This is a genomic window from Leisingera daeponensis DSM 23529 (assembly GCF_000473145.1).
Lineage (GTDB): Bacteria > Pseudomonadota > Alphaproteobacteria > Rhodobacterales > Rhodobacteraceae > Leisingera > Leisingera daeponensis.
Window position 1 is genome coordinate 1,422,554 of sequence record NZ_KI421500.1, and the last position, 24,764, is coordinate 1,447,317.

The 24,764-nt window shown below is 64.3% G+C and carries 25 protein-coding genes and 1 tRNA gene; 17 read left to right on the forward strand and 9 right to left on the reverse strand.

Annotation, left to right across the window (positions count from 1 at the left end; translation table 11 throughout):
* Positions 1-12 precede the first annotated feature (12 nt).
* The 3 genes from DAEP_RS0107260 to DAEP_RS0107270 all read left to right on the forward strand — a co-directional run bounded on the left by DAEP_RS0107260 (position 13) and on the right by DAEP_RS0107270 (position 4,147).
* Positions 13-405: a GFA family protein gene (locus tag DAEP_RS0107260; protein ID WP_008554801.1), complete on the forward strand. Its 393-nt coding sequence runs from the start codon at positions 13-15 to the stop codon at positions 403-405.
* A 263-nt stretch (positions 406-668) separates the two neighbouring features.
* Positions 669-2,558: a propionate-CoA ligase PrpE gene (gene prpE / locus DAEP_RS0107265; protein WP_027244197.1), complete on the forward strand. Its 1,890-nt coding sequence runs from the start codon at positions 669-671 to the stop codon at positions 2,556-2,558.
* Between the two features lie 146 nt (positions 2,559-2,704).
* On the forward strand, positions 2,705-4,147 hold the full coding sequence (locus DAEP_RS0107270; RefSeq protein WP_027244198.1) for an amidase family protein: 1,443 nt from the start codon (positions 2,705-2,707) through the stop codon (positions 4,145-4,147).
* A gap of 806 nt (positions 4,148-4,953) precedes the next feature.
* On the opposite strand, the gene DAEP_RS0107275 is transcribed toward DAEP_RS0107270, so the two are convergent.
* Positions 4,954-5,715, reverse strand: a complete 762-nt coding sequence (locus DAEP_RS0107275; protein WP_027244199.1) for an NAD kinase — start codon at positions 5,713-5,715, stop codon at positions 4,954-4,956.
* A 170-nt stretch (positions 5,716-5,885) separates the two neighbouring features.
* Between DAEP_RS0107275 and glyA the strand changes: the two genes are divergently transcribed.
* Together glyA and DAEP_RS22500 are read left to right on the forward strand one after the other, a co-directional pair.
* Positions 5,886-7,181, forward strand: coding sequence for a serine hydroxymethyltransferase (glyA, locus tag DAEP_RS0107280; protein WP_027244200.1), 1,296 nt, complete (start codon positions 5,886-5,888; stop codon positions 7,179-7,181).
* Positions 7,182-7,446: 265 nt separating this feature from the next.
* Positions 7,447-8,346, forward strand: a complete 900-nt coding sequence (locus DAEP_RS22500; protein ID WP_051337331.1) for a DUF817 domain-containing protein — start codon at positions 7,447-7,449, stop codon at positions 8,344-8,346.
* A 52-nt stretch (positions 8,347-8,398) separates the two neighbouring features.
* Here the strand turns inward: DAEP_RS22500 and DAEP_RS0107290 are convergent, their stop codons facing one another.
* Positions 8,399-8,764, reverse strand: coding sequence for a hypothetical protein (locus tag DAEP_RS0107290; RefSeq protein WP_008557696.1), 366 nt, complete (start codon positions 8,762-8,764; stop codon positions 8,399-8,401).
* A gap of 61 nt (positions 8,765-8,825) precedes the next feature.
* Between DAEP_RS0107290 and DAEP_RS0107295 the strand changes: the two genes are divergently transcribed.
* Positions 8,826-9,626 (forward strand): alpha/beta fold hydrolase, encoded by an 801-nt coding sequence (locus tag DAEP_RS0107295; RefSeq protein ID WP_027244201.1) that lies wholly within the window; start codon positions 8,826-8,828, stop codon positions 9,624-9,626.
* On the opposite strand, the gene DAEP_RS0107300 is transcribed toward DAEP_RS0107295, so the two are convergent.
* The 3 genes from DAEP_RS0107300 to DAEP_RS0107310 form a co-directional block, all read right to left on the reverse strand.
* Positions 9,623-9,811, reverse strand: coding sequence for a hypothetical protein (locus DAEP_RS0107300; RefSeq protein WP_008556487.1), 189 nt, complete (start codon positions 9,809-9,811; stop codon positions 9,623-9,625). The two genes, DAEP_RS0107295 and DAEP_RS0107300, sit on opposite strands and share 4 nt — an antisense overlap.
* Positions 9,812-9,907: 96 nt before the next feature.
* Positions 9,908-10,900: a sterol desaturase family protein gene (locus tag DAEP_RS0107305; RefSeq protein ID WP_027244202.1), complete on the reverse strand. Its 993-nt coding sequence runs from the start codon at positions 10,898-10,900 to the stop codon at positions 9,908-9,910.
* 23 nt (positions 10,901-10,923) lie between these two features.
* The gene (locus DAEP_RS0107310; RefSeq protein WP_027244203.1) at positions 10,924-11,682 is read right to left on the reverse strand and encodes a class II aldolase and adducin N-terminal domain-containing protein; all 759 of its coding nucleotides are present in this window, start codon (positions 11,680-11,682) and stop codon (positions 10,924-10,926) included.
* A gap of 105 nt (positions 11,683-11,787) precedes the next feature.
* Here DAEP_RS0107310 and DAEP_RS0107315 point away from each other — a divergent pair, with 105 nt between their 5' ends.
* The 8 genes from DAEP_RS0107315 (at position 11,788) to DAEP_RS0107350 (ending at position 17,603) form a co-directional block, all read left to right on the forward strand.
* Positions 11,788-12,675: a LysR family transcriptional regulator gene (locus tag DAEP_RS0107315; protein WP_027244204.1), complete on the forward strand. Its 888-nt coding sequence runs from the start codon at positions 11,788-11,790 to the stop codon at positions 12,673-12,675.
* Between the two features lie 164 nt (positions 12,676-12,839).
* Positions 12,840-13,541 (forward strand): 7-cyano-7-deazaguanine synthase QueC, encoded by a 702-nt coding sequence (gene queC / locus DAEP_RS0107320; protein ID WP_027244205.1) that lies wholly within the window; start codon positions 12,840-12,842, stop codon positions 13,539-13,541.
* Entirely contained in the window at positions 13,541-13,894 is a 354-nt protein-coding gene (gene queD / locus DAEP_RS0107325; protein WP_027244206.1) for a 6-carboxytetrahydropterin synthase QueD, read from the forward strand. Before queC ends, queD begins: the two co-directional genes overlap by 1 nt.
* Positions 13,891-14,601, forward strand: coding sequence for a 7-carboxy-7-deazaguanine synthase QueE (gene queE, locus DAEP_RS0107330; RefSeq protein ID WP_027244207.1), 711 nt, complete (start codon positions 13,891-13,893; stop codon positions 14,599-14,601). The genes queD and queE overlap by 4 nt, the downstream gene beginning before the upstream one ends.
* A 16-nt stretch (positions 14,602-14,617) precedes the next feature.
* Positions 14,618-15,082 carry a preQ(1) synthase gene (gene queF, locus DAEP_RS0107335; protein WP_008553549.1) on the forward strand — a complete coding sequence of 155 codons (465 nt, stop codon included), beginning with the start codon at positions 14,618-14,620 and terminating at the stop codon, positions 15,080-15,082.
* 212 nt (positions 15,083-15,294) lie between these two features.
* Entirely contained in the window at positions 15,295-16,215 is a 921-nt protein-coding gene (locus DAEP_RS0107340; protein WP_027244208.1) for an MBL fold metallo-hydrolase, read from the forward strand.
* Between the two features lie 10 nt (positions 16,216-16,225).
* Entirely contained in the window at positions 16,226-16,615 is a 390-nt protein-coding gene (locus tag DAEP_RS0107345) for a rhodanese-like domain-containing protein (protein ID WP_027244209.1), read from the forward strand.
* A gap of 316 nt (positions 16,616-16,931) precedes the next feature.
* On the forward strand, positions 16,932-17,603 hold the full coding sequence (locus DAEP_RS0107350; protein ID WP_161787057.1) for a hypothetical protein: 672 nt from the start codon (positions 16,932-16,934) through the stop codon (positions 17,601-17,603).
* Here DAEP_RS0107350 and DAEP_RS0107355 read toward each other — a convergent pair.
* The 4 genes from DAEP_RS0107355 to DAEP_RS0107370 all read right to left on the reverse strand — a co-directional run bounded on the left by DAEP_RS0107355 (position 17,580) and on the right by DAEP_RS0107370 (position 19,813).
* Entirely contained in the window at positions 17,580-18,269 is a 690-nt protein-coding gene (locus DAEP_RS0107355; protein WP_245595064.1) for a helix-turn-helix domain-containing protein, read from the reverse strand. The two genes, DAEP_RS0107350 and DAEP_RS0107355, sit on opposite strands and share 24 nt — an antisense overlap.
* Positions 18,270-18,475: 206 nt before the next feature.
* Positions 18,476-18,561: transfer RNA gene (locus DAEP_RS0107360), tRNA-Leu, on the reverse strand.
* Between the two features lie 108 nt (positions 18,562-18,669).
* Positions 18,670-19,275, reverse strand: coding sequence for a tetratricopeptide repeat protein (locus tag DAEP_RS0107365; protein WP_027244212.1), 606 nt, complete (start codon positions 19,273-19,275; stop codon positions 18,670-18,672).
* Between the two features lie 67 nt (positions 19,276-19,342).
* Positions 19,343-19,813: an Lrp/AsnC family transcriptional regulator gene (locus DAEP_RS0107370; protein ID WP_084204405.1), complete on the reverse strand. Its 471-nt coding sequence runs from the start codon at positions 19,811-19,813 to the stop codon at positions 19,343-19,345.
* Between the two features lie 126 nt (positions 19,814-19,939).
* Here DAEP_RS0107370 and putA point away from each other — a divergent pair, with 126 nt between their 5' ends.
* The 3 genes from putA to DAEP_RS0107385 all read left to right on the forward strand — a co-directional run bounded on the left by putA (position 19,940) and on the right by DAEP_RS0107385 (position 24,759).
* Positions 19,940-23,353: a bifunctional proline dehydrogenase/L-glutamate gamma-semialdehyde dehydrogenase PutA gene (putA, locus tag DAEP_RS0107375; protein ID WP_027244214.1), complete on the forward strand. Its 3,414-nt coding sequence runs from the start codon at positions 19,940-19,942 to the stop codon at positions 23,351-23,353.
* 53 nt (positions 23,354-23,406) lie between these two features.
* The gene (locus DAEP_RS0107380; protein ID WP_027244215.1) at positions 23,407-24,177 is read left to right on the forward strand and encodes a rhomboid family intramembrane serine protease; all 771 of its coding nucleotides are present in this window, start codon (positions 23,407-23,409) and stop codon (positions 24,175-24,177) included.
* Positions 24,178-24,378: 201 nt separating this feature from the next.
* Positions 24,379-24,759, forward strand: coding sequence for a GFA family protein (locus DAEP_RS0107385; protein WP_027244216.1), 381 nt, complete (start codon positions 24,379-24,381; stop codon positions 24,757-24,759).
* The last annotated feature ends 5 nt before the right edge of the window (positions 24,760-24,764 follow it).

Here is a 24,764-nt window from a genome sequence, read left to right on the forward strand (position 1 = left end):
GGGAGGCCGGAGATGAGAGGGCATTGCCACTGCGGCGCAGTGCATTGGGAGAGCCAGGCCGAGGCGGCCTGGAGCTGCTACTGCCACTGCGCCGACTGCCGCCGCGTCTGCGCGTCGCCTGTCACTGCATTCCTCGGGCTGCCGCATGAGGCGGTAGCGTGGTCAGGTGCGGAACCGAAGGTCTACAACTCCTCCGAAGGCGTCGAACGGCTGTTCTGCGGCACCTGCGGCACCCAGATGGCCTACCGCACCAGCCGCGATCCGGTGAACATTCACCTTTACACGGCAACACTGGAAAACCCGGGCAGCATGCCGCCCAGGTTCCATGTGTTCCATTCCGATCATCTGAGCTGGCTGGAGCTGAAAGACCGCCTGCCCCGCTACGCCAAATCCTCCAGCGGGTGATTCCCTGCCGCAGCTTCGCGCACGCGGCGGTTGGGTTTGCAAGTTTGCAAGTTTTCCGCGCCTTTCCGGATTATTCTGCGGCAAACACAGGTTTGCAAAGCGGGCCGGGTGCAAACCGCCCGAGGCTTGTAAATCCGGTAAAACATCCGTGTGAATCCGGGCAGAACCTGTAAATTCCTTGACGAACCTTGCGTGCGGAAACGGCAAAACTTGCCCGCTCCCCGGTTCCTCGCCTACGCAGATGGAAGGAGGAGATAGACACCATGGGATATCAGGACATTTACGCCACCTGGAAACAGGATCCGGAAGCTTTCTGGATGGAGGCCGCCAAGGGCATCAGCTGGGACGAGGCTCCGAAACAGGCGCTGTTTGACAAGGGAGAGGGGCTTTACGAGTGGTTTGCCGATGCCAAGGTGAACACCTGCTATAACGCCGTCGACCGCCATGTCGAAGAAGGCCGCGGCGAGCAGACCGCGATCATCTATGACAGCCCGGTCACCCATACCAAGCGTGAAATCTCCTATGTCGAGCTCAGGAACCGGGTTGCCACACTGGCCGGCGCGCTGCGCGCCAAGGGCGTGGAGAAAGGCGACCGCGTCATCCTCTACATGCCGATGATCCCCGAAGCGCTGGAGGCGATGCTGGCCTGCTCCCGCATCGGCGCGGTGCATTCGGTGGTGTTCGGCGGCTTTGCGTCCAACGAGCTGGCGGTGCGGATCGACGATGCCAAGCCCAAGGCGATCATCGCCGCCTCCTGCGGCATCGAGCCGGGCCGGATCGTGCATTACAAGCCGCTCTTGGACGGTGCCATCGACCTGGCAGAGCACAAGCCCGACTTCTGTGTAATCTTCCAGCGCGAGCAGGAGGTGGCGGAGCTGGTTCCGGGCCGCGACGTGAACTGGCACGGCTTCCAGTACGGCGTGGAACCGGCCGAATGCGTCCCGGTGGAGGGCAACCATCCTTCCTACATCCTCTATACCTCTGGCACCACCGGCCAGCCCAAGGGGGTGATCCGCCACACCGCAGGCCAGCTGGTGGCGCTCAATTGGACCATGAAGAACATCTACAACGTCGATCCCGGCGATGTGTTCTGGGCGGCCTCGGATGTGGGCTGGGTCGTGGGCCACAGCTATATCTGCTACGGGCCGCTTATTCACGGCAACACCACCATCGTGTTCGAGGGCAAACCCGTGGGCACGCCCGATGCGGGCACGTTCTGGCGGGTGATCTCCGAGCACAAGGTCAAGAGCTTCTTCACCGCCCCCACCGCCTTCCGCGCGGTGAAGCGCGAGGACCCGAAGGGCGAATATGTCGGAAAATACGACCTCAGCTGCCTCAAGCAGGTCTATCTGGCCGGCGAGCGTGCCGACCCCGACACTATCACCTGGGCGCAGGAGCAGCTGAAGGTGCCGGTGGTCGATCACTGGTGGCAGACGGAGACCGGCTGGTCGATTGCCGCGAACCCGCTGGGGATCGAGGAGCTGCCGGTCAAGCTCGGCTCCCCCGCCGTGCCGATGCCGGGCTATGAAGTCGATATTCTGGATGAAGGCGGCAACCCGGTGGCCCCTGGGGAGCTGGGCGCGATCGCGGTGAAGCTGCCGCTGCCGCCGGGCACCCTGCCGACGCTCTGGAATGCTGAGGACCGCTTCAAGAAAAGCTACCTGACAACCTTCCCCGGCTATTATGAGACCGGCGATGCCGGGATGAAGGACGAGGACGGCTATCTTTACATCATGGCGCGCACGGATGACGTGATCAACGTGGCGGGCCACCGCCTGTCGACCGGCGCCATGGAAGAAGTGCTGGCAGGCCACCCGGATGTCGCCGAATGCGCCGTTATCGGCGTCGCCGACAGCCTCAAGGGGCAGATGCCGGTGGGCTTCCTCTGCCTCAACGCCGGGGCGGACCGCGACAGCGCGGAGGTGGTGTCCGAAGTTGTGAAACTGGTGCGCGAGAAGATCGGCCCTGTCGCCGCCTTCAAGCTGGCGGTGGTGGTCGACCGCCTGCCCAAGACCCGCTCCGGCAAGATCCTGCGCGGCACCATGGTGAACATTGCCGACGGAACACCGTGGAAGATGCCCGCCACCATCGACGATCCCGCGATCCTGGACGAGATCACCGCGGCGCTGCAGACCATCGGCTACGCTAAGTAACGCGCCCGTTTCCGAGCGCGGGGAACGGCCAAAAATCCTGCGAGGGTTCTTTGAAGGCTTCGCCTGCGGGCGGAGCCTTTTTTGCCGTCCGGTTTTGCTTGCAACTGCGCCCTGCCCGCCTAGGCTGCGGCGAGGGAGGCTTTCGCATGACACAACCGGATATCTGGCGCTTGAGCGCAACGGAGCTGACCGCACTGACCCGCGCCGGGGATCTGAGCGCAGAGGACGCGGTGAAAGCCTCACTCAGCCGCATGAACGCGGTGAACCCAAGCCTCAATGCCGTGGTCGAGGATCTGAGCACCGAGGCGCTGGACCGCGCCCGCGCTCTGGACACCGCACGGGCAAATGGGGCGGAGCCTGGCCCGCTGCACGGTGTGCCAGTCACCATCAAGATCAATGTGGATCAGAAGGGCCACGCAACCTCCAACGGGGTGACGGCACTGAGAAATTTGATCGCCCCGGCGGACGCCCCCGTGGTCGATAATTTGCACAAGGCCGGTGCGGTGGTGATCGGCCGCACCAACACGCCGGAGTTCTCCTTCCGCGCCGACACCGACAATCCGCTGCATGGGCGCACCCGCAACCCCTGGGGCCGGCACATTTCCCCCGGCGGCTCCTCCGGCGGTGCTGGGGCCGCGGTGATGGCCGGGATCGGTGCGCTGGCGCATGGCAACGACATCGGCGGTTCGTTGCGGTTTCCCGCCGCCGCCAATGGCGCAGTTACGGTCAAGCCGGGCCTGGGCCGGGTGCCCGCCTGGAACCCCAGCCAGACGGCGGAACGCGGGCTGCTGGCGCAGCTCATGTCGGTGCAGGGGCTGATTACCCGTGCCGCCGAAGACCTGCATCTGTCGATGCCCTCCCTGATTGCCGCGGACCCGCGCGACCCTTTCCATGTGCCGATGCCCTGGCGCGGCGCGGCGCTGGATGGCCCCATCAAGGTCGCCTTCACGAAAAACACCCACGGTTACGATCTGCACCCTGAGGTCGAGGCGGCGCTGGACTTCGCCCGCGAGGCGCTCAGCGATGCGGGCTATCAGGTTGAGGAAGTGGAGCCTCCTTGCGTGTTTGAGGCCGGGCGCACCGGCTACCGCGCCCTGATGGGCGAGATCCATGCCCTGATGAAGCAGGATGTGGACGCGGCCGGCTCGCAGACCGTGCGCGATATCTTTGCTGTCTATTTCCAGGAATTCCCGCCCTTTGCCGGAGATGAGCTCTTGCGGATGATGGCTAAGCGCACCCATTTCGCACGGCAATGGTCGCTGTTCCTGGAGGACTACCCGCTGGTGCTGTCGCCCTTCCTGCCGCAGCCCTTCTTCCGGCCCGACCGCGACACCGAAGGCGCGGAAGGCGTACATGAGGTGCTCGGCTGCGCGGTCTATTCCTATGCGATGAACTTCCTTGGGCTGCCTGCGGCCTCCGTGCCGGCCCGGCTGGCGCAGCTGCCCAACGGCCCCCAGCCGATTAACGTGCAGATCGCCGCCCGCCGCTGGCGCGAGGATCTGGCGGTGGACGCCTGCGCCGCGATCGAGGCCCGCGCCGGCCGCATGTGCCTGCCGCTGTGGGAGAAAATGCAAGAGGCCTCCGCCTGAAACCAGCGGCCCCCAGAGATCTGGCCCGCGTTGGGCACGCGGTGCCGCACCTAGCGTCCGGGCGCTTGATCCGGTTTGACATCCCTCCCCGGATCGCGCCGGGTTGGGGATGCCCGTGGTTCCGGCCTGCAGCTGCGTTTCTGACAGCCGGTGCGCAATCAGTCTGCCGTGAAAAACGCGCTATTGAGCGCGCCCGGCCAGTCGAGCGCACGCAGGCGGCGCCGCCATTCGGTCAGCGCCTCTCAGCGGATCAGGGGCAGACCGGCTCCCTGCAACGGCATGTTTGAGCTTCCCGGCCTTTCCGAACGCCGGACGGCAAGCAAACAGCGCCAGCAGAAGCGTGCGTGGTCTACGCGTCACGGCAGATTGCAAGGAAAGCGGAGCCGTGTGAAGAACCCTGCTGGGTCACAGGCCCGGCTCACAACCCGGCACCAACTGGCCGCATCACGGAAAAGCACCTAGAACCCGTCTTACCTAGGGGCCGCCTCACGGTCCCGGATCCGGATGCACGGAAGGCGGATCCATGGTCCCGGGGAACGGTTTGAACCGCCCCCGGGGAACTTCCATACCCAGACAACTCGCTACATACAGCGCCCCTGCCGCCATAACAGGCGGGCCCGGCTTCGGGCGCAGGCTCCGTGGGCGTTACCGGCTGCAAACAAGGACACTCATTATTCGAAACATGCCGGTGCGGCACTGTGGCGTGCCAGCCCTGCGGCAGACGCCATCCACATCTGCCTGTGGAAAAGCATCGCATGGAATTATTACCGGGAAGTTCACAAACTCGTGAATGTTCCGTTAAACACTCAGGTGAACTGCTCGGAAATCAGCCTTTCTTCCAGCCCATGACCGGGATCGAACAGGATTTTGTGGCGGATCTGCGGATTGATGCGGATTTCGACCCAGTCGATGTCCGCCACGGAAATCGAATCCGCATCGGCCATCACCGGGCGCTTGTCCGCCTCCAGCACGTCAAAGCGCACCATCGCATTGCTGGGCAAGAGCGCGCCGCGCCAGCGCCGCGGGCGGAAGGCGGCAATCGCGGTCAGCGCCAGCACATCGGCGCCGATCGGCAGGATCGGCCCGTGCGCCGAGTAGTTATAGGCGGTGGAGCCTGCCGGGGTGGACACCAGCGCACCATCGCAGACCAGCTCTTCCATCCTGACCCGGCCGTCCACGGACACCCTGAGCCGCGCTGCCTGCGGACCTGCCCGCAGCAGCGACACCTCGTTGATGGCGAGCGCCTTGTGGACCTCGCCGCGGCGGTCCATCGCGGTCATCGACAGCGGGTTGATGATCTCCTGCTTCGCGTCGCCAAGCCTCTCGATCAGCCCGTCCTCGCGGTATTCATTCATCAGAAAGCCAACGGTGCCGCGGTTCATGCCGTAAACCGGCGCCGGATTGTCCACCATGGTGTGAAGGGTGCTCAGCATGAACCCGTCACCGCCAAGCGCCACGATGATGTCAGCCTCTTCGGGGGGGACATGGCCATAGCGGCGGGCCAGTTTGGCGTGGGCTTCCTGGGCAAGCTCCGCTTCGCTGGCCAGAAAGGCGATTCTCAAACCCATCAAATATGTTTCCGGTATTAGGCAACTGGTTCCGAAACAATCACAGCTTTCCGCCAAAGGCCATAGTTGCCGTTCTGTCGCAGGGAAATGTCGCTTTACAGGCTTCCTGCGCAAAGATGTTTCCGATAGGAAATCGCTCAGTTCTGACCCCCTACTCCAACGGAGCCACCATGACTGAAGCGACCCGTGACCCCGGCTTTTTCACCCAATCGCTGTCCGAGCGCGATCCTGAGCTTTACGGCGCGATCACGGCCGAGCTGGGCCGCCAGCGCGACGAGATCGAGCTGATTGCCTCCGAGAACATCGTCTCCGCCGCGGTGATGGAAGCGCAGGGCTCCGTGCTCACCAACAAATACGCTGAAGGCTACCCGGGGCGCCGCTACTACGGCGGCTGCCAGTATGTCGACGTCGCCGAAAACCTGGCCATCGACCGCGCCAAGCAGCTGTTCGGCTGCGAATTCGCCAATGTGCAGCCGAACTCCGGCAGCCAGGCCAACCAGGGCGTGTTCCAGGCGCTCTTGCAGCCCGGCGACACCATCCTCGGCATGGATCTGGCCTCCGGCGGCCACCTGACCCACGGCGCGGCGCCGAACCAGTCGGGCAAGTGGTTCAACGCCGTGCATTACGGCGTGCGCCGCGATGACAACCGGATCGACTACGACCAGATCCAGGCGCTGGCAACCGAACACCAGCCGAAGCTGATCATCGCCGGCGGCTCCGCCATCCCGCGCCAGATCGACTTTGCCAAATTCCGTGAAATCGCGGACAGCGTCGGCGCCTATTTCATGGTCGACATGGCCCATATCGCGGGCCTGATTGCCGCCGGCGAGCACCCCTCGCCGTTCCCGCACGCCCATGTCGCCACCACCACCACCCACAAGACCCTGCGCGGGCCCCGCGGCGGCATGATCGTGACCAATGACGCGGATATCGCCAAGAAGGTGAACTCGGCGATCTTCCCGGGCATCCAGGGCGGCCCGCTGATGCATGTGATCGCAGGCAAGGCGGCGGCCTTCGGCGAGGCGCTGAAGCCGGAGTTCAAGGCCTACCAGAAGCAGGTGCGCGCCAATGCGGCGGCGCTGGCGGATCAGCTGATCAAGGGCGGCCTGGACATCGTGACCGGCGGCACCGATACGCATGTGATGCTGGTCGACCTGCGCCCCAAGGGCGTGACCGGCAACATCGCCGACAAGGCGCTGGGCCGCGCCCATATCACCACCAACAAGAACGGCATCCCGTTCGACCCGGAAAAGCCCACCGTGACCTCGGGCCTGCGCCTCGGCACGCCCGCAGGCACCACCCGCGGCTTCGGCGAGGCCGAGTTCCGCCAGATCGCCGACCTGATCATCGAGGTGATCGACGGGCTGGCGGCCAACGGTGAAGAGGGCAACGCGGATGTGGAAGCGGCGGTGCGCGCCAAGGTCGCGGACCTCTGCGCCAAGTTCCCGCTCTACCCGAACCTGTAAGCTCCGGCTTATCTGACGAAAAGAAACCGCCGCGGCCCCAGGACCGCGGCGGTTTTCTGTTGCCCGGCAGGCTCCCGCGCCCCGCCTGTGCATCAAAGATGCCCTGGCACGGGCCTTGGGCCCGGCAGCGCCCCCAAGTGGGGCGCTGCCCGCGCCGTGCGGGCCGCTTCCGGATTGCGTTTCCGGAAAGATCAGGGAAAGGTTCTCCGGCAGGCCTGAGGGTTAGCCACCGTTTTGAACCAAGACACTGTAGAGCAGCCGTTTAATGATCCCTTTTCAAGACTCACCGGCCACGAACCGGACCCGGCGCCTGGAGCGGCGTTTGGGCGATGGAATGCGCGCGCGCCTGCCGCTGGCCGCCGCCGAGTTCATCATGTTTACCCTGAAACAGGGGTGGGCCGCCATCTTCGGGATCCTGCTGCTGGCCGGGCTGATTTTCACGGGCTGGATCTGGCAGCCGGAATGGCCGCTGGCCCGCTACGACGCGCTGCTCATCTATGCGCTGGCGCTGCAGGGGCTGCTGCTGGCAACTGGCATGGAGAGCTGGCGCGAGGTGCGGGTGATCCTGCTGTTCCACCTGACCGGAACCGCGATGGAAATCTTCAAGGTGCAGGCGGGCAGCTGGGCCTATCCCGGAGCAGGAGTGGTCAAACTGAACGATGTGCCGCTGTTTTCCGGTTTCATGTATGCCGCCGTAGGCTCTTACTTGGCGCGGGTGATCCGGTTGTTCGACATGCATTTCGCCCCCTACCCGCCGTTCTGGAGCACGGTGCTGCTGGCCGCTGCGATCTATGGCAACTTCTATGCCCACCACTATCTGCCAGACATCCGGATGGGCCTGTTTGCCGCCACCGTGCTGCTGTTTGCCCGCACCCGCATCTGGTTCCGCATCGGCGAGCGGTTTTACTGGATGCCGCTGCCGCTGGCGGCATTTCTGTCGAGCTTTTTCCTGTGGCTGGCGGAGAATGTCGGCACCAGCACCAAAACCTGGCTCTACAACGGTCAGGCCAGCGGCGAGTGGGTGAGCCTGGCCAAAATGGGGTCGTGGTATCTTCTGCTGTACGTCAGCTTTGTCACGGTCACGCTGGTGTTCCGCGATGCGCTGTCTCCGGCCGCCGCGGCGGACCGCCCGCCGCCAGCTGCCGGGCAGCAGCGGCAGGCTTAAGGGCAGCCGGACGGGACAGGCTTTCACATCGCAGGCAGCGGGAAACGGGACATCAGACCAGCCCGCGCCAGCGTAGAACGACGACCAGCAGGATCATCACCACCAGCAGCGAAAACGCCATGCTGCCCAAGACCCCCAGCCAGAACCCCTTGCGCCGGTCGGCAATGTCGATTTCCTTCAAGTGCGCCTTAACTTCGCGGGCGGCGCCGCGCAGCGGTTTTTGGTCCACCGTCTGCCGCAGCTTGGGGTGTTCCAGCAGCGGCAGCGCGCCGGCCAGTTTCATGCCCTGCTTGTAAACCCGCCGCGGCAGGCGGCGGCGGACAAGTTTCAGCGCGGCGGCGAGGTCGCCGGAGGCGTGCTCGCGCTCCTTCAGGAGCGTGCGGATGTCTTCGATATCCTGATCCAGGCTGGCGGCCATTGCGGCACTCTCCCTCGGCTGATGTGTTGCGCCACCCTATCCCGCGCCCGCGCCCGCCTCAATGGGGCTGGCAAGCCTTTGCCTGCCCGGTTATCAAGGCGCCATGCTGAACACGATCACTCATGGCTCTGCCACCGGAAAACCCCCGCTTCTGATAGCCCATGGCCTCTATGGCTCGGCCCGCAATTGGGGCGTCATCGCCAAGCGCCTGTCGGATGAGCGGCAGGTGGTTGCGGTGGACATGCGCAACCACGGCGACAGCCCCCGCAGGGACAGCCATACCTATCCGGAGCTGGCGGAGGATCTGGCGGAGGTGATCGCGTCCCATGGCGGCCGGATGGATGTGATCGGCCACTCAATGGGCGGCAAGGCGGCGATGATGCTGGCGCTCAACCACCCCGAGGCGGTGCGCAAACTGGTGGTCGCCGACATCGCGCCGGTGGCCTATGGCCATACGCAGATCCAGTATATCCACGCGATGAAGTCGCTGGATCTGGAGAGCATCGAGCGCCGCCCCGAGGCCGCCGCCCGGCTGGCTGAGGCCGGGGTGGACGCTGCGCTGCAGAGCTTCTTCACCCAGTCGCTGGACCTGCCGAACAAGCGCTGGAAGCTGAACCTGGACACGCTGGCAGACCAGATGCCCCACATCATGTCCTTCCCGCAGACAGAGGCCGCCTGGGACGGCCCTGCGCTGTTCCTGTCAGGGTCGGACTCGGATTACGTGCTGCCGCAGCACCGCGACGAAATCCGCGCGCGGTTCCCGAATGCCCGGTTTGCCAAGCTGCCCGGCGCGGGCCATTGGCTGCACGCCGAGAAGCCGCGGGAGTTCGAGGCCGCCGCGCGGGTGTTCCTCAACGCCTAGGCGCCGCGGGCATAGAGCTGCCTGGCGACCAGCCATGCGACTGGCATCCCCAGAACGGCACCGGCAGCGGCGGCGGCAAGGATCGCTTGGGTCGTGACCAGCCCTGCTGCAAGCACCGCGATCACCCCGGCGCCTGCCAGGCTGCTGCCGATCAGCGAATACAGGATGGATGCAAGACGCAACATGGGCTTTCTCCTTTGCCTCTGACTGTTCTGCGCACAGGCATAGGGATTCGCGAATATGTACGCCTTGATCCTGATCAGTTTGGCGCTGATGCAATTCTAGCGCGTGTACATCTGCTTCTTGAAGGCCCGCGTCCGGTCCGTCGCCGCGGCGGAGCCGTCGTGGTAGGTGCCGAACCATTTGTCGAAGGGGATTTCCGAGGTGCCGTAGTTGCACTCGAAATAGCGGTGGTGCAACTGGTGGAAGAAGTCCCCGGCCTTGGCGGCCGCGGTTTCGCCGGCAATCACCCGCTCGAAGCCGGAATGCGACAGCGCCGGGCTCACCTGCTGGAACATTGCATGGAACACCAGATGCAGCGGGTGCGAGGGCACGATCAGGTGGATGAAATAGGTGGTGAAGTAGAGCAGGTTCTCATACCAGTGGTTGGAGATCCCTGACCACGGCCCGATGTTGACGTTGCGGTGGTGGACTGCATGGACGTGTTTATAGAGCCGCGGATGATGCTCCAGCCGGTGTATCCAGTAGAAATGCAGGCCGGACCACATCGGGATGAACAGCATCCAGACCACGCACCACACGGGCGCCTCCGCGAAAGTCACCACGGGCACCCAACCATTGGCCATCAGCCAGTAGATGCCCCATTGATACACCGTCGCCACGGTGATGGCGCTGCCCAGCGTCCACCAGATGTTGTCCCAGACCTGGTTCTTGAAGGTGAAGGTGCCATTGCCCCGGGACAGGTCGCGCTTGTCGAACTTCTTTTGCATCCCCTGGCCCTTGCGCATGTAGAGCCACCAGTGCAGGCTGCCGGCCACCGCGGCCTGCGGCAGCAGGTTGGCGAGCCAGACCTGCAGCATCCAGCCGGGGCGGAATTCGGCCATCTCTGCCAGAGGCGGCAACAGCCAGGCGTAAAGGGCAAGCGCCAGCAGGAGACAGAGCGTCAGCGATGTGATCTCCATCCAGGCGCCGCGGTACCATCTGAGGACTGCCGCCGGGCGCGGCGGCCAGCTGAACAGCGGGTTGAGCGGCACCGGCCCCTTGGGGTGATAGTGCCAGCGGTCCGCCTCGCGGTCGGGGAGCGTGCCGTGCATCGGGTTGCCTCCTGTCCCAAGTTTCAAGTCGCGTAGTTCGAGCCTTCGTCGTCGAGGATCGCCTTCAGCTCCGCCAGGTGCCGTTCCGCCTGATCCGGATACTCCTCCAGCTCCTGAGCGGTTTTTTCGGCGATCTCGTCGCTCAGCACCCGCAGCTTCTGGCCGGTTTGCAGGGCGCGGATATAGGTCTCGGCGGCGCGTTCGAAGTAATAGAGCCGGTTGAAGGTGTCCGCGATGCTATCGCCGATCACCAGAACGCCGTGGTTGCCCATGATCATCACCTTGACCTTGGGATCCGTCAGCATACCGGCACAGCGCGCGCCCTCGTCCTCAAACGCCAGCCCGCCGAAACCGCCATCCACCACATAGCGGTTATAGAAAGCGGCGGTGTTCTGGTCGATCGGCGGCAGGGTGCTGTCGGCAAGGCAGGCCAGCACGGTGGCGTGGATCGAATGCACATGCATCACGCAGCGCGCATGCGGGCACAGGCGGTGGATCGAGCCGTGCAGCCCCCAGGCGGTCGGATCCGGCGCATCGGGGCGCTCCATCGTCTTGGGGTCGTTTGCATCTAGCAGGAGGAGGCTGGATGCTTTCATCCGCGCGAAATGCGCCTGGTTGGGGTTCATCAGGAATTTGCTGCCATCCTCGCTCACCGCCAGGCTGAAGTGGTTGGCGACGCCTTCATGCATGTCCAGCCGCGCGGTCCAGCGGAAGGCCGCGGCCATGTCGACGCGCTCCTGCCAATGGGTGAGGTTCGGGCTCAGCTCCGCTTGCTTGTTCATTCCGGGGTCTCCAAGGTCGCTTTCCTTAGTGGTGCCAGCCGCATTCCCTGCTGACAAACGATGGATTCCGCCGCTATGCATTAGATGAACTAATGCACAGGTCATATGTCTATGCCGCCGCCCTCCTCCTCCCTGCCGCCGCTCACCTGGCTGCGCGCCTTTGAGGCCAGCGCCCGGCACCTGTCGTTCACCCGCGCCGCGGCGGAGCTGAACCTGACCCAACCGGCAATCAGCCAGCATGTGCGCAGCCTGGAAAACTTCCTGGGGAGGGAGCTGTTCATCCGGAAAACCCGTGCGCTGGAACTGTCCGAGGCCGGGGCGAACTACATGCCGATCGTGCGCGAGGCCTTCGACCTGATTGCCGCCGGAACCCGGGCCTTTACCGGCGGCGATCAGGGCCGGCATCTGGTCTTGCAGTGCAATATGGCATTTTCGGTGTTTTGGCTGTCGCCGCGCCTGCCGCGGCTCTATGCGCGGTTTCCCTGGCTGGTCTTGAACATCGTGACGCCGATCTGGGACCCGGAACGCCATGCCGCCTCTGCCGGGACAGAGATCCGGTTTGGCCGACCGAACGATATGTCGGCGGCGGCGGTGCGTCTGACGCGGGACCGCTTCTATCCGGTCTGCGCACCGGGCTACCAGGGCGGCGCGGTTGATTTCAGCACTGCCACGCTGCTGGATTGTGCAGGCGTCACAGGCTCCTGGGGGGCGTGGTTCAAGTCGCAGGACCGGCCGTTTGACCGCAATCACGAAATCAACCTGGCCTCAACTTACGTGATCGCCATGACGGCGGCGGTGAACGGGGCCGGGATATCCATGTCCCATGACACCCTGGCGGGCGGCCTGCTGGAGAGCGGCCAGCTGGTCCGGGCCAGCGATCATTCGGCGGAGCAGCTGGAGAGCTACTTCCTGATGCCGCCGCCGAGCCACGCCAGCACCCCGGCGTCGCGGGCGTTCCTGGAGTGGCTGGAGGGGGAATTGCCCCCGGTATAGAAAGTACCGCCCGGCAGCACGCCGGGCAGCAGCCACTTTCAAAATTCTCCAACAAGTCCTGCCGAATGTTCGCAATACGCCCGCGGCTTGCGCCATTTGCCGCATGCTGCTAAACGCGCGCCACCGGTCGCAGCCTACCCGGTCACCAAAACAAGGGTTCAAAAATGAAGACTATCGTTATCTGCTCGGGCGGGCTGGATTCCGTTTCGCTTGCTCATATGGTCGCTGAGGAGCATCAGCTGACCCGTCTTGTCTCCTTCGATTACGGCCAGCGCCACAGAAAGGAACTCGACTATGCCGCCGCCGCCGCCAAACGGCTGGGCGTGCCGCATGACATCATCGACATGAGGGGCATCGGCGCCGCGCTTTCTGGGTCGGCCCTGACCGATGACATCGACGTGCCGGACGGCCACTACGCCGAAGAGACCATGAAGGTCACCGTGGTGCCGAACCGGAATGCGATCATGCTGACCATTGCCTATGGCATTGCCGCTGCCAACGGCGATGACGCCGTGGCAACGGCCGTGCATGGCGGCGACCATTTCATCTACCCGGACTGCCGCCCGGCCTTCACCGAGGCGTTTGACGCCATGCAGCGCGCGGCGCTGGACGGTTATGCGGACGTTCGCCTTTACACCCCGTTTGTCCACCGCACCAAGGGCGACATCGTCACCGCAGGCGCCAAACATAACACCCCCTTTGCCGAGACCTGGTCCTGCTACAAGGGCGGTGAGAAGCACTGCGGGCGTTGCGGGACCTGCGTGGAACGGCGCGAAGCCTTCCATCTGGCGGGGGTCGAGGATCCGACGGACTATGCCGACCCGGACTTCTGGAAAGCGGCAATCGCCGCCAAGGACGGTGCCTGATGTTCCGGATCACCAAGGAGTTTCACTTCTCCGCCTCGCACCAGCTGACCCACCTGCCGCCGGACCATCAATGCGCCCGGCTGCACGGCCACAACTATGTCGTGGTGGTGGAGCTGGCGGCGAAGGAGCTGAACAGCGACGGCTTCGTGCGCGACTATCACGAGCTGAAACCGCTGAAGGACTACATCGACGGAACCTTCGACCACCGGCATCTGAACGATGTGCTGGACGTCTATTCGACGGCGGAAAACATGGCGAAGCATTTCTATGACTGGTGCCATGCACGCTGGCCGGAGGTTGCTGCGGTGAAGGTTTCGGAGACGCCCAAGACCTGGGCGGAATACCGGCCATGACAGCATTGCGCATCGCGGAAATCTTCGGCCCCACGATCCAGGGCGAGGGCGCCCTGATCGGGGAACCCACAGTCTTTGTGCGCGCCGGCGGCTGCGATTACCGCTGCTCCTGGTGCGACTCGATGCACGCGGTCGACAGCGCCCGCCGGCATGACTGGGCGGTGATGACTCCCGAGGACGTCATGGCAGAGGTGCGCCGCCTGTCCGCAGGCAAGCCGCTGACCGTCTCGATCTCCGGCGGCAACCCGGCGATCCAGGACTTTGCGCCGGTGATCGCGATCGGCAAGGAGGAAGGCTACCGCTTCGCCTGCGAGACCCAGGGGTCAGTGTCTCAACCCTGGTTTGCGGATTTGGATACGCTGGTGCTGAGCCCCAAACCGCCGTCGAGCGGCGAAAAGACCGATTGGCACAAGTTCACCCGCTGCCTGCATCAGGCCAAGGGCTGCGGCCAGGCTGTGATGAAGATCGTGGTGTTTGACGACACCGATTACGCCTGGGCCAAGGCGGCGGCAGAGCGTCACCCGGAGCTGCCGCTGTACCTGCAGCCCGGCAACCCGGAGGTCGACCCGGAACAGCCCGTCGATCTGAACCAGGCCACGGACCGCCTGCTGTGGCTGATTGAAAAAGTGACCGGCGACGGCTGGTTCACCCCCCGCGTCCTGCCCCAGCTGCATGTGCTGGTCTGGGGCAACAAACGCGGCGTCTGACGACAAGGAACCTGATATGTCTGACAGCATCTACAGCAACCTGAAACAGCTGGGCGGCGACACCATCGTGCCGCAAAGCCCGGAAGAGGCGGAACTGGAGCGGGTGCAGAACCCGCAGGCCGATGTGGCCTACAACGTGCGCTTTACCGCGCCGGAGTTCACCTCGCTCTGCCCGATGACCGGGCAGCCGGATTTTGCCCATCTGGTGATCGACTATGTGCCGGGCGAATGGCTGGTCGAAAGCAAATCGCTGAAACTGTTCCTCACCTCTTTCCGCAACCACGGCGCCTTTCACGAGGATTGCACTGTCTCCATCGCCCGCCGCCTGGCGGATTTCCTGGAGCCGAAATGGCTGCGTATCGGCGGCTACTGGTATCCGCGCGGCGGCATCCCGATTGATGTGTTCTGGCAGACCGGCCCGATGCCTGAAGGCGTCTGGATCCCCGACCAGGGCGTGCCGCCCTACCGCGGCCGCGGCTGAACCGGTATTGCAGCAGACATGAGAACGGCCCGGGACCTGGTGGTTCCCGGGCCGTTTTTATTGTGCCCGGCGGTGCATCTTGCGCGCCGTCTCCGCCGCGGCGAAGGCCCGTGCGGGAACCGGTTTTCCTGCCAAGCGTTACGCTTCCAATGCCGCAGGCGGCCTGGTCCCTGCGGCCAACAGCACGGCAACTGCGCAAAGGAGGGGAAACGATGGCAACGGATTACACGCAAGGGGACAGGATTGTCCGGCATTCGCCCTCAGGCGGCGGCAACAGCCCCGATGTCTGGGGCCTCTATGAACCGGAAAGCGGATCGGTCCAGTATATTTGCGCCGATCCGTCGACCCGCAAGGCGGCGCTGATTGACGTGGTCTGGGACTTTGCCCCGAAAAGCGCCAGTACCGCGCAGGACAGCATTGACCACGTGATGCGGGTGGTCGAACAGGAAGGCCTGACGCCCGCCTGGATCCTGGACACCCACCCGCACGCCGACCACTTCATGGCCTCCGCCCGGCTGAAAGAGCGCACGGGCGCGCCTACGGCGATCGGCGAAAAGGTGCGCGAAATTGCGGAGCTTTGGCGCGGCTACTACCACATGCCGGAGGCATTTGATCCCAGCCGCGACTTTGACCGGCTGCTGGCGGATGGCGACACAATCGAGCTGGGCGGCCTTCAGATCCGGGTAATGCTGTCGCCCGGTCACACACTGGGTTCAGTCAGTTATGTCTGCGGCGATGCGGCCTTTGTCCATGACACGCTGATGCACGCTGACACCGGGACCGCGCGTGCGGACTTTCCCGGCGGTTCCGCCGGGGAGCTGTGGCAGTCCATCCAGGAGATACTCTCCCTGCCGGAGGACACCCGCCTGTTCGTCGGCCACGATTACGGCACCGATGACCGGGACACCCCCGCGTGGGAGGCCACGGTGGCAGAGCATCTGGCGCGCAACCCGCATGTGAAAGCCGGGACCCGCAAGGAAGACTGGATCAAGCAGCGCACCGAGCGGGACGAAACCCTCTCCCTGCCGGACCGGATGCTGGCCGCCCTGCAGGTGAACCTGCGCGGCGGCCGTCTGGGCGCGACGGAAAGCGACGGCAACCATTACCTGAAAATCCCTGTCAACAAGTTCTGAGGTTCGCAAAATGGCACAAAGCATGAAAGAGATGGTCGAAGCCGCCAAGGCGCAGACCAACACCGCTAACCCCCGCGAGGCGCATGAGGCGGCCGCTGCGGAGCACGTGATCCTTGACGTGCGCGAGGCCGGTGAATTGCAGCAGGACGGCTCTGTCTGCGGCAGTGTGCACATCCCCCGTGGCGTTCTGGAATCAAAGGCAGATCCGGACAGCGGCGGTGCAGAGGACGCCCTGACCAGCCGCCGGGATGACGCGAAAATCTACGTGCTGTGCGCCTCCGGCGCCCGGGCCGCGCTGGCCGCGCAGACGCTGTGCCAGATGGGGTATGACGCGGCCATCATAGAAGGCGGGCTGCAGGCCTGGAAAGACGACGGCCTTCCGGTCGAAGGCGTGTCATAGACCCTTTGGCACGCCCATAGGCACGCCCATAACGGCACATAATAGTCCGGCGCGGCGCCCTGCCCCTGCAACAGCCGCGCCGCGAGCGGGATGGCCCGCAATAAGCAGGTGCCTGCCGGACGCAATATTAGCTCGGCAGGACGCCAATAGTGTTGCATCTCATAGCTGCATTACCTTCCCTGCGGTAAAGCAGATGATTTTCCGAAATTTTATTTAAGATTTTATGCAACTTGAACTCTTTAGCGGCGCTAGAAAGTTTTTCGGGATATTCGAGTGGAAGACTTTACGACAGGGGACTTTAATGAATTCGCTCGATATGGGAAAAACGCTTTCGGGATACTTGCATACGCTTTCGCAGGGCGGTCTGCAGGTCGAAATGTTCACGGATTTCGAGAAAGTGCCCGAGACCGCCGCCCTGTCAGGCCGCCAGTTCCAGATGCCGGGCTTTGCCATTGAGCGCGCCGACCACACCGAGAATTCGGCTTTCTGGCTGTTTTTGAAGGAGAATGACATCTATATCGGCGGCGCAGCAGCAATGCTGCAGGACCTGGGCCGGGAAACCCTGGCCGATTTCCTGATGCGCACCTCCCGCCATCAGTTTCCCAACCCGTCAGGCGGCGGTGTCGAGAGTGTGGCCGAGCCGCTGGCCCGCGAAGTCAGCGGGCGGCTGGCATATATAGGCGAATTGAACTTTCTGCCGGGCCGCCGCGGCAAACGCGCTGAGCGGCTGGCGCCCTTCATGCGGATATTTCAGATTCTGGCGATCCAGAAATGGGATGTGGATTGGATCTATGCCTTCATTCCCGACCGCCACATGCAGGCGCGGCTGGATCTGGTTTACGGCTTCACCCGGGCGCTCCCGCGGGCTCAGAAATGGCGCGCCCCGGAACCGGAGGTGCGCAGCAGCACCGAATGGTTTGTCGGCTCTTCCCGGCTGGAAATGGAGCACATGCTGCAAAGCGACCTAGCCGAATTTGATATCCTGTGAGAAATTGGCCACCAGCAGCTTGCCGTCCGGCAGGTAAACCGGCGCCAGACCCCGCCGGTACTGACGGGTAAACCGGCGGCCGTTCAGCAGCTTCACGTCAAGCGAAGGATGCGTGATGACCGGCTCGCCCCGGCTGATCGCCTCGCTGTGGGCCATCACCAGATCGGCGTTCACCTTGTCGCTGAACCCGTTGAGCGTATCGCGCAGCTGGCCGCTGCTGGACACCTCAAAGCAGACCGAGGCCAAGCTGTGCGCCCCGGACCGGATCGGCTGAATGCGGTTCTTTTCCGGGTCCGGCGGATCGAACATATCCACCGCGTGCTGAAGCTGGTCGAACCCTTCCAGGCGGCCGCTGTTGGAGAACCACCAGTCCAGAAAATCCTGCAGCGAGACATCGCAGCCGCTGTACTGGCGGTTGCGGGTGACCGCCTGCATCTGTGCATTGAGAATCTCGAACGCCCTGCTGCCCGGCGCATCCGCCTGGCGCTCCGGCAGCAGCTCCAGTCCGGCGTTACCGGACGAAAAATAGCTGAAGGACACCCCCAACCCGCGCGACAGCGCATCCAGCATGCTCCAGCCGATCTCGCGCTCATTCTTAAGCGCACTGTTAAACGTGCCGTAAGGAATGCCGCATTTCAGCGCGGCCTGCCGGTTGGACAGATTCATATCCGCAAGCAAAGCGGAGATTTTCTGATGGATCAGCGCCATATGCCTAAGATCTTTCACATTATGTGCGACATCTTGCATAATACTACCGCTACAGCAATGCAATCTTTACGTGATCGCGCCAACTCCCATTAGCATGGGAACGGCAGGCCAGGCGATGCCGGGTCGGGACGGTTGTGTCAGGGGGGATGCGGCAAGGGAGCCGGTGGTGCGGACGGCGGGACTCGAACCCGCACGGCCAAAAGGCCAGGAGATTTTAAGTCTCCGGTGTCTACCATTCCACCACGTCCGCAGGCGGCACCGCCGGGCGGCGCCACAGCAGCAGGTCTAGCCTCCTGATTTCTGACGGACAATCGGTTTTCGGCGTTTGCCTGGAAATTTCTCGGTTGTGCGCGCGCTGCTACAGTTCCACATCCCCTGCCCCCGGCGGTGCCAGCGGCCCGCCCGGATCGGCCAGATGACGCTCCGGCAGCCACGGGTTCAGCGCCAGCGCTTCTGCCAGCGCAACCCGCGCCTCCTCCAGCCGGGACAGGCCGTAGAGCGACAGCGCCCGCCCGCTCATCGCCGCAATATGGCGCGGCGACAGCTCCAGCGCCCGGTCCAGATCCCGCAGCGCGGCGGCAAAATCGCGGCGCAGGTAATGCACAAAAGCGCGCTGGTTGTAGCCCTCGGCGTATTCCGGGCAATAGGCGATCAGCTGATCGAAATCCTCCAGCGCGCCGAGGAAATCAAACGACGAGCGCCGGGTCATGCCGCGGTTCAGGATCTCCTGCGCGCGCTCATCCGGGGCATCGGCCCAGAACTCCCACATCCGGTTGGCGATCTCGCGTGCCTGCGCCTCGCTGCCGGCCTGCTGGACCTCGCTCAGAAGCCCTTCGAGCGGCGTGCTGTGGTCAGGTGCAGAGGGGCAGCCGGCAGCGGCGGCCTGCACTGCCAGCAGCAGGGCAGCCGCCCCCGGAAGACAACTGGCGGGGCGCCGCGGGGGGCGGAACACAAAGCTAAACATGCCCCCAATGCTGGCACATTTGCGGTTTCGATCAAGTCACCTGTGCGCGCGCAGCTTCCGCGACCCCCTAAAGCGGCCCCAGCGCGCCGTCTTCCTTCACCGCCTCCATCGCCACATAGGTGGAGGTCGAGGAGACATGCGGCAGCGAGGAGATCTTCTCCCCCAGCACCGCCCGGTAATCGGTCATAGAGCGGGTGCGCACCTTCAGCAGATAGTCGAAATGCGAGGCCATCATATAGGCCTGTTCCACCTCCGGCAGCTTGGACACCGCAGCATTGAACTTGGCCAGCGCCGCCTGCCGGGTATCGTCCAGCTTCACCTCGACAAAGGCCACGTGGTCCAGCCCCAGCCGGATCGGGTCCACCAGGGCGCGGTAGCCGGTGATGATGCCCTCCGTCTCCAGCCGTTTGAGCCGGGTTTGGGTCGGGGTTTTCGACAATCCGATCCGGCGCGCCAGATCGGCGACGGAGATCCGCCCGTCCTCCGCCAGCACGTTCAGAATCGCCCGGTCGAACCTGTCGATATCAGGAAAGGCCATTTGAACTGTCTCCCCGCTCATCTTTCCGGAATCCGACCTGCATGTTACACATTTTCAGGCGATTGTCCCGCCAGAAAGCGTGTATTCTTTGCAAAAGCCCTGCATGTTTTTCGTGGAGTCCCCTGCATGACCACCCAATCCAAGCTGCGTTACCGGATCGATGCCGGCACCTATGCCGATCAGACCGCCATGCGCGACCAGCTGGTTGCACAAGCGGCCCTGTCCGAGGCCGACCGCGCCAAGATCTGCGCCAATGCCGCCGCCCTGGTGCGCGACATCCGCGGGCATTCTGCGCCCGGGCTGATGGAGGTGTTCCTGGCCGAATACGGCCTGTCGACCGAGGAAGGCATCGCCCTGATGTGCCTGGCCGAAGCGCTGCTGCGGGTGCCGGATGCCGACACCATCGACGCGCTGATCGAGGACAAGATCGCCCCCTCCGACTGGGGCAAGCATCTGGGCAAATCCACCTCCTCGCTGGTCAATGCGTCCACTTGGGCCCTGATGCTGACCGGCAAGGTGCTGGACGAGGAACGCAGCCCCATCGGCGCCCTGCGCGGTGCCATCAAGCGCCTGGGCGAGCCGGTGATCCGCACCGCCGTCAGCCGCGCGATGAAGGAAATGGGCCGCCAGTTCGTGCTAGGCGAGACCATCGAAAGCGCGATGAACCGCGCCGCCGGGATGGAGGCCAAGGGCTACACCTATTCCTACGACATGCTGGGCGAGGCCGCCCGGACGGAGGCCGATGCCTCGCGCTATCACCTGTCGTATTCCAAGGCGATTTCGGCCATTGCCGCCGCCTGCAACAGCGACGACATCCGCAAGAACCCCGGCATTTCGGTAAAGCTGTCGGCGCTGCACCCGCGCTATGAACTGGCGCATGAAGACAGTGTGATGGAGCATCTGGTGCCGCGCCTGAAGGCGCTGGCTCTGCTGGCAAAGGCCGCCAGGATGGGCCTGAATGTCGACGCCGAGGAGGCCGACCGCCTGTCGCTGTCGCTGGAAGTGATCGACGCCGTGGTCTCCGACCCGGCGCTGGCGGGCTGGGACGGCTTTGGCGTGGTGGTGCAGGCGTATGGCCCGCGCACCGGACTGGCGATCGACGCGCTGCATGAAATGGCAGAGAAATACAACCGCCGCTTCATGGTGCGGCTGGTGAAGGGCGCCTATTGGGACACCGAGATCAAGCGCGCCCAGGTCGAAGGCGTGGATGGCTTCCCGGTCTTCACCTCCAAGCCGCTGACCGATGTCTCCTATATCTCCAACGCCCGAAAGCTGCTGGGGCTGACGGACCGGATCTATCCGCAGTTCGCAACCCACAACGCCCACACCGTTGCCGCCATCCTGCACATGGCCGAAGGCATGGATAAGGGGCTTTACGAGTTCCAGCGCCTGCACGGCATGGGCGAAACCCTGCACCAGATGGTTCTGGAGCAGAACAAGACCAATTGCCGGATCTACGCGCCGGTCGGCGCGCACCGCGACCTGCTGGCTTATCTGGTGCGGCGCCTGCTGGAAAACGGCGCCAACTCCTCTTTTGTGAACCAGATCGTGGACGAGAATGTGCCGCCGGAGGTGGTCGCCGCCGACCCCTTCGCAGCGGTGGCCGATGTCACCCGCAAGATCCCGACCGGGCCGGAACTGTTCCTGCCCGAACGCATTAACTCCAAGGGCTTCGACCTGGGCCATGCGCCGACGCTGGCCAAGATAGAGGAGGCCCGCGCGCCCTGGCGCAGCCACCAGTGGCAGGCCGGGCCGCTGCTGGCGGGCGACGCCCAGCCGGAGGCCGCCAAGGAAGTGACAAGCCCCACCGACCTGAGCACCGTCGGCACCGTCAGCCAGTGCAGCCCCGAAGATATCGAACTGGCGCTGGCGCTTGCCGACCCTTGGGAAGCCCCGGCGGCGGAACGCGCGGCGATCCTGAACAAGGCTGCGGATCTGTATGAAGAAAACTATGGCGAGCTGTTTGCCATCCTCGCCCGGGAGGCGGGCAAGACCATCCCGGATGCGGTTGCCGAGCTGCGCGAGGCGGTGGATTTCCTGCGCTATTATGCGGCCCGCATTCCCGATGCGCCGCCCGCGGGCATTTTCTCCTGCATCTCGCCCTGGAACTTCCCGCTGGCGATTTTCACCGGCCAGGTCTCGGCTGCACTGGCCGCGGGCAACGCCGTGCTGGCCAAACCCGCCGACCAGACGCCGCTGATTGCGCATCGCGCCGTGCAGCTGATGCACGAGGCCGGGGTGCCGCGCAGCGCCCTGCAGCTGGTGCCGGGCCGCGGCAGCGTGGTCGGGGCTGCCATCACCTCCGATCCGCGGGTGAACGGCGTTGCCTTCACCGGCTCCACCGCCACCGCCCTGCGCATCCGCAAGGCGATGGCAGACAACCTGCAGCCGGGCTCCCCGCTGATTGCGGAAACCGGCGGGCTGAATGCGATGATCGTCGACTCCACCGCACTGCCGGAACAGGCGGTGCAGGCGGTGATCGAAAGCGCCTTCCAATCGGCGGGCCAGCGCTGCTCTGCGCTGCGCTGCCTCTACCTGCAGGACGACATCGCGGATACCGTGCTGAAAATGCTCAAGGGTGCGATGGACTGCCTGCGCCTGGACGACCCCTGGCACCTGTCAACCGACAGCGGCCCGGTGATCGACGAAGGCGCCCGCGCAGGGATCCTGGCTCATATCGACCAGGCCCGGGCCGAGGGCCGGGTGATCAAGGAGCTGATGGCGCCGCAGGGCGGCACCTTCGTGGCGCCCACGATGATCGAGGTGCCCGGCATCAGCGCGCTGGAAGAAGAGATCTTTGGACCCGTGCTGCATGTGGCCCGGTTCAAGTCGCACCAGCTTGATCAGGTGATTTCCGACATCAACGCAACCGGTTACGGGCTTACCTTCGGGCTGCACACCCGCATTGACGACCGGGTGCAGCATGTCTGCGACCGGATCCATGCGGGCAACATCTATGTGAACCGCAACCAGATCGGCGCGATTGTCGGCAGCCAGCCCTTCGGCGGCGAAGGCCTGTCGGGCACCGGCCCCAAAGCAGGCGGCCCCTTCTACCTCAACCGCTTCTGCGCGCCGGACCGGCAGCAGGTCAAAAGCGAATGGGACACTGAAACCGCCGCGCTGCCGGGGGCCAGCGGCGTTCCTGCGCAGCCCGTCACCACCTCCCTGCCCGGCCCGACCGGTGAGTCAAACCGCCTGACGGTTTCGGCCCGCCCGCCGCTCCTGTGCATGGGCCCGGGACCGGAGGCTGCCGCGGAACAGGCCAAGCAGGTGATCAGCCTCGGCGGCACCGCGATTGAGGCGCATGGCCTTCTCGGCCTGAACCAGCTGCAGACCATCGAGGGCATCTCCGGCGTGCTGTGGTGGGGCGATGACGCGGCGGGGCGCGACATCGAGCAATGCCTCGCCAAGCGCGACGGCCCGATCATCCCGCTGATCCCCGGCAAGCCCGACCGCGCCCGCGTCCTGGCTGAACGCCACGTCTGCGTCGACACCACCGCCTCGGGCGGCAACGCACAGCTGCTGGGCGGAAACGCCTGAGCTATCGGCGCTAAGCACTTGACGCTGGGCCATTTCCGGCCCAGCGTTCCCTCATGTTTCCAATCCGCGACCACAACCCGTCCGGCCGCAGGCCCTATGTCGTCTATGCGCTGATTGCCGCAAACGTCTTGGCCTATATCTACTACACCGCCAGCTATGCTTCGCCGCGCGCGCTGGCCTATTTCTATGACGCCTACGCAATTGTCCCGGCCGAGATCATCCATGGCTACGGGTTTGAAACCCTTTTCACCTCCCTGTTCATCCATGGCGGGCTGATGCATCTGGGCGGCAACATGCTGTTCCTGTGGATCTTCGGCGACAATCTGGAGGAGGAAATGGGCCATCTCCCCTTTCTATTGTTCTACCTCCTCAGCGGGCTTGGCGCCGGGCTGATCCATGTGATGTCCGCCCCAGGTTCGATGGTGCCAACGGTTGGCGCCTCCGGCGCCATTGCCGGCGTCATGGGCGGCTACCTCTTGATGTTCCCAAGGGCGCGCGTCGATATCCTGCTGATCCTGATCGTCTATTTCCGCATCTTCACCATTCCCGCCTTCGTGATGCTGGGCGTCTGGCTGGCGATGCAGTTCTTCGGCGGCCTCGGCTCTGACCCCAACCAGGGCGGAGTTGCCTATTGGGCCCATGCCGGCGGTTTTGCGGTGGGGCTGATCCTGTGCCTGCCCCTGTGGCTGCGCCGCGGCGGCCCGGCGTTCTGGAACCGCACCCACGGCACCCCGCCGCATCCGGAGAACGAGTATGAATTTTCCGCCAGCCGCATCCCCAAGCTGCCGCGCAAAAAGCGCAATCCGGGGCCGTGGGGGAAGTGAGACAACACCCGGCTTAAGCCATGGCATGCAGAAAAGGCGGCCTGCGCAACTCTCGAAACAAGCTACTGGTGAACACGCAGGCCGCCACCCCGACGGGCATCGGGGCAAGCAAATGGTAGCGCTGCGCCTTAGGTTATTACGGGGAATTATCTCCGGCCTTAGTCAGCCTTGCGCCGCATATGACCCGGAAAGGACCATCGAATGCCCCACCTGAAAGCAACCTGCCACTGCGGTGCCGTTGAGATTGAGGCGGAGTTTCCCGAGGGCCTCGCCTCTGCCGCGCGCTGCGACTGTTCGTTTTGCCTGCGCCGCGGGGCGGCGGCCGTCACCGCCCTGACCGCCAGCCTGAAGGTGCTGAAAGGGGCGGAGAACCTCAGCCTTTACACCTGGGGCACCCATACGGCGAAGCACTATTTCTGCAAGACCTGCGGTATCTACACCCACCATCAGCGCCGCTCAGATCCGAAGGAATGCGGCGTCAACCTGGGCTGCATCGAAGGCGCCAATCCGCGGACGCACACGGAAACCTACGGCGAAATCCCCTGGAACGACGGGGTGAACCATCCGTCGGATCAAAGCTGAGTTGC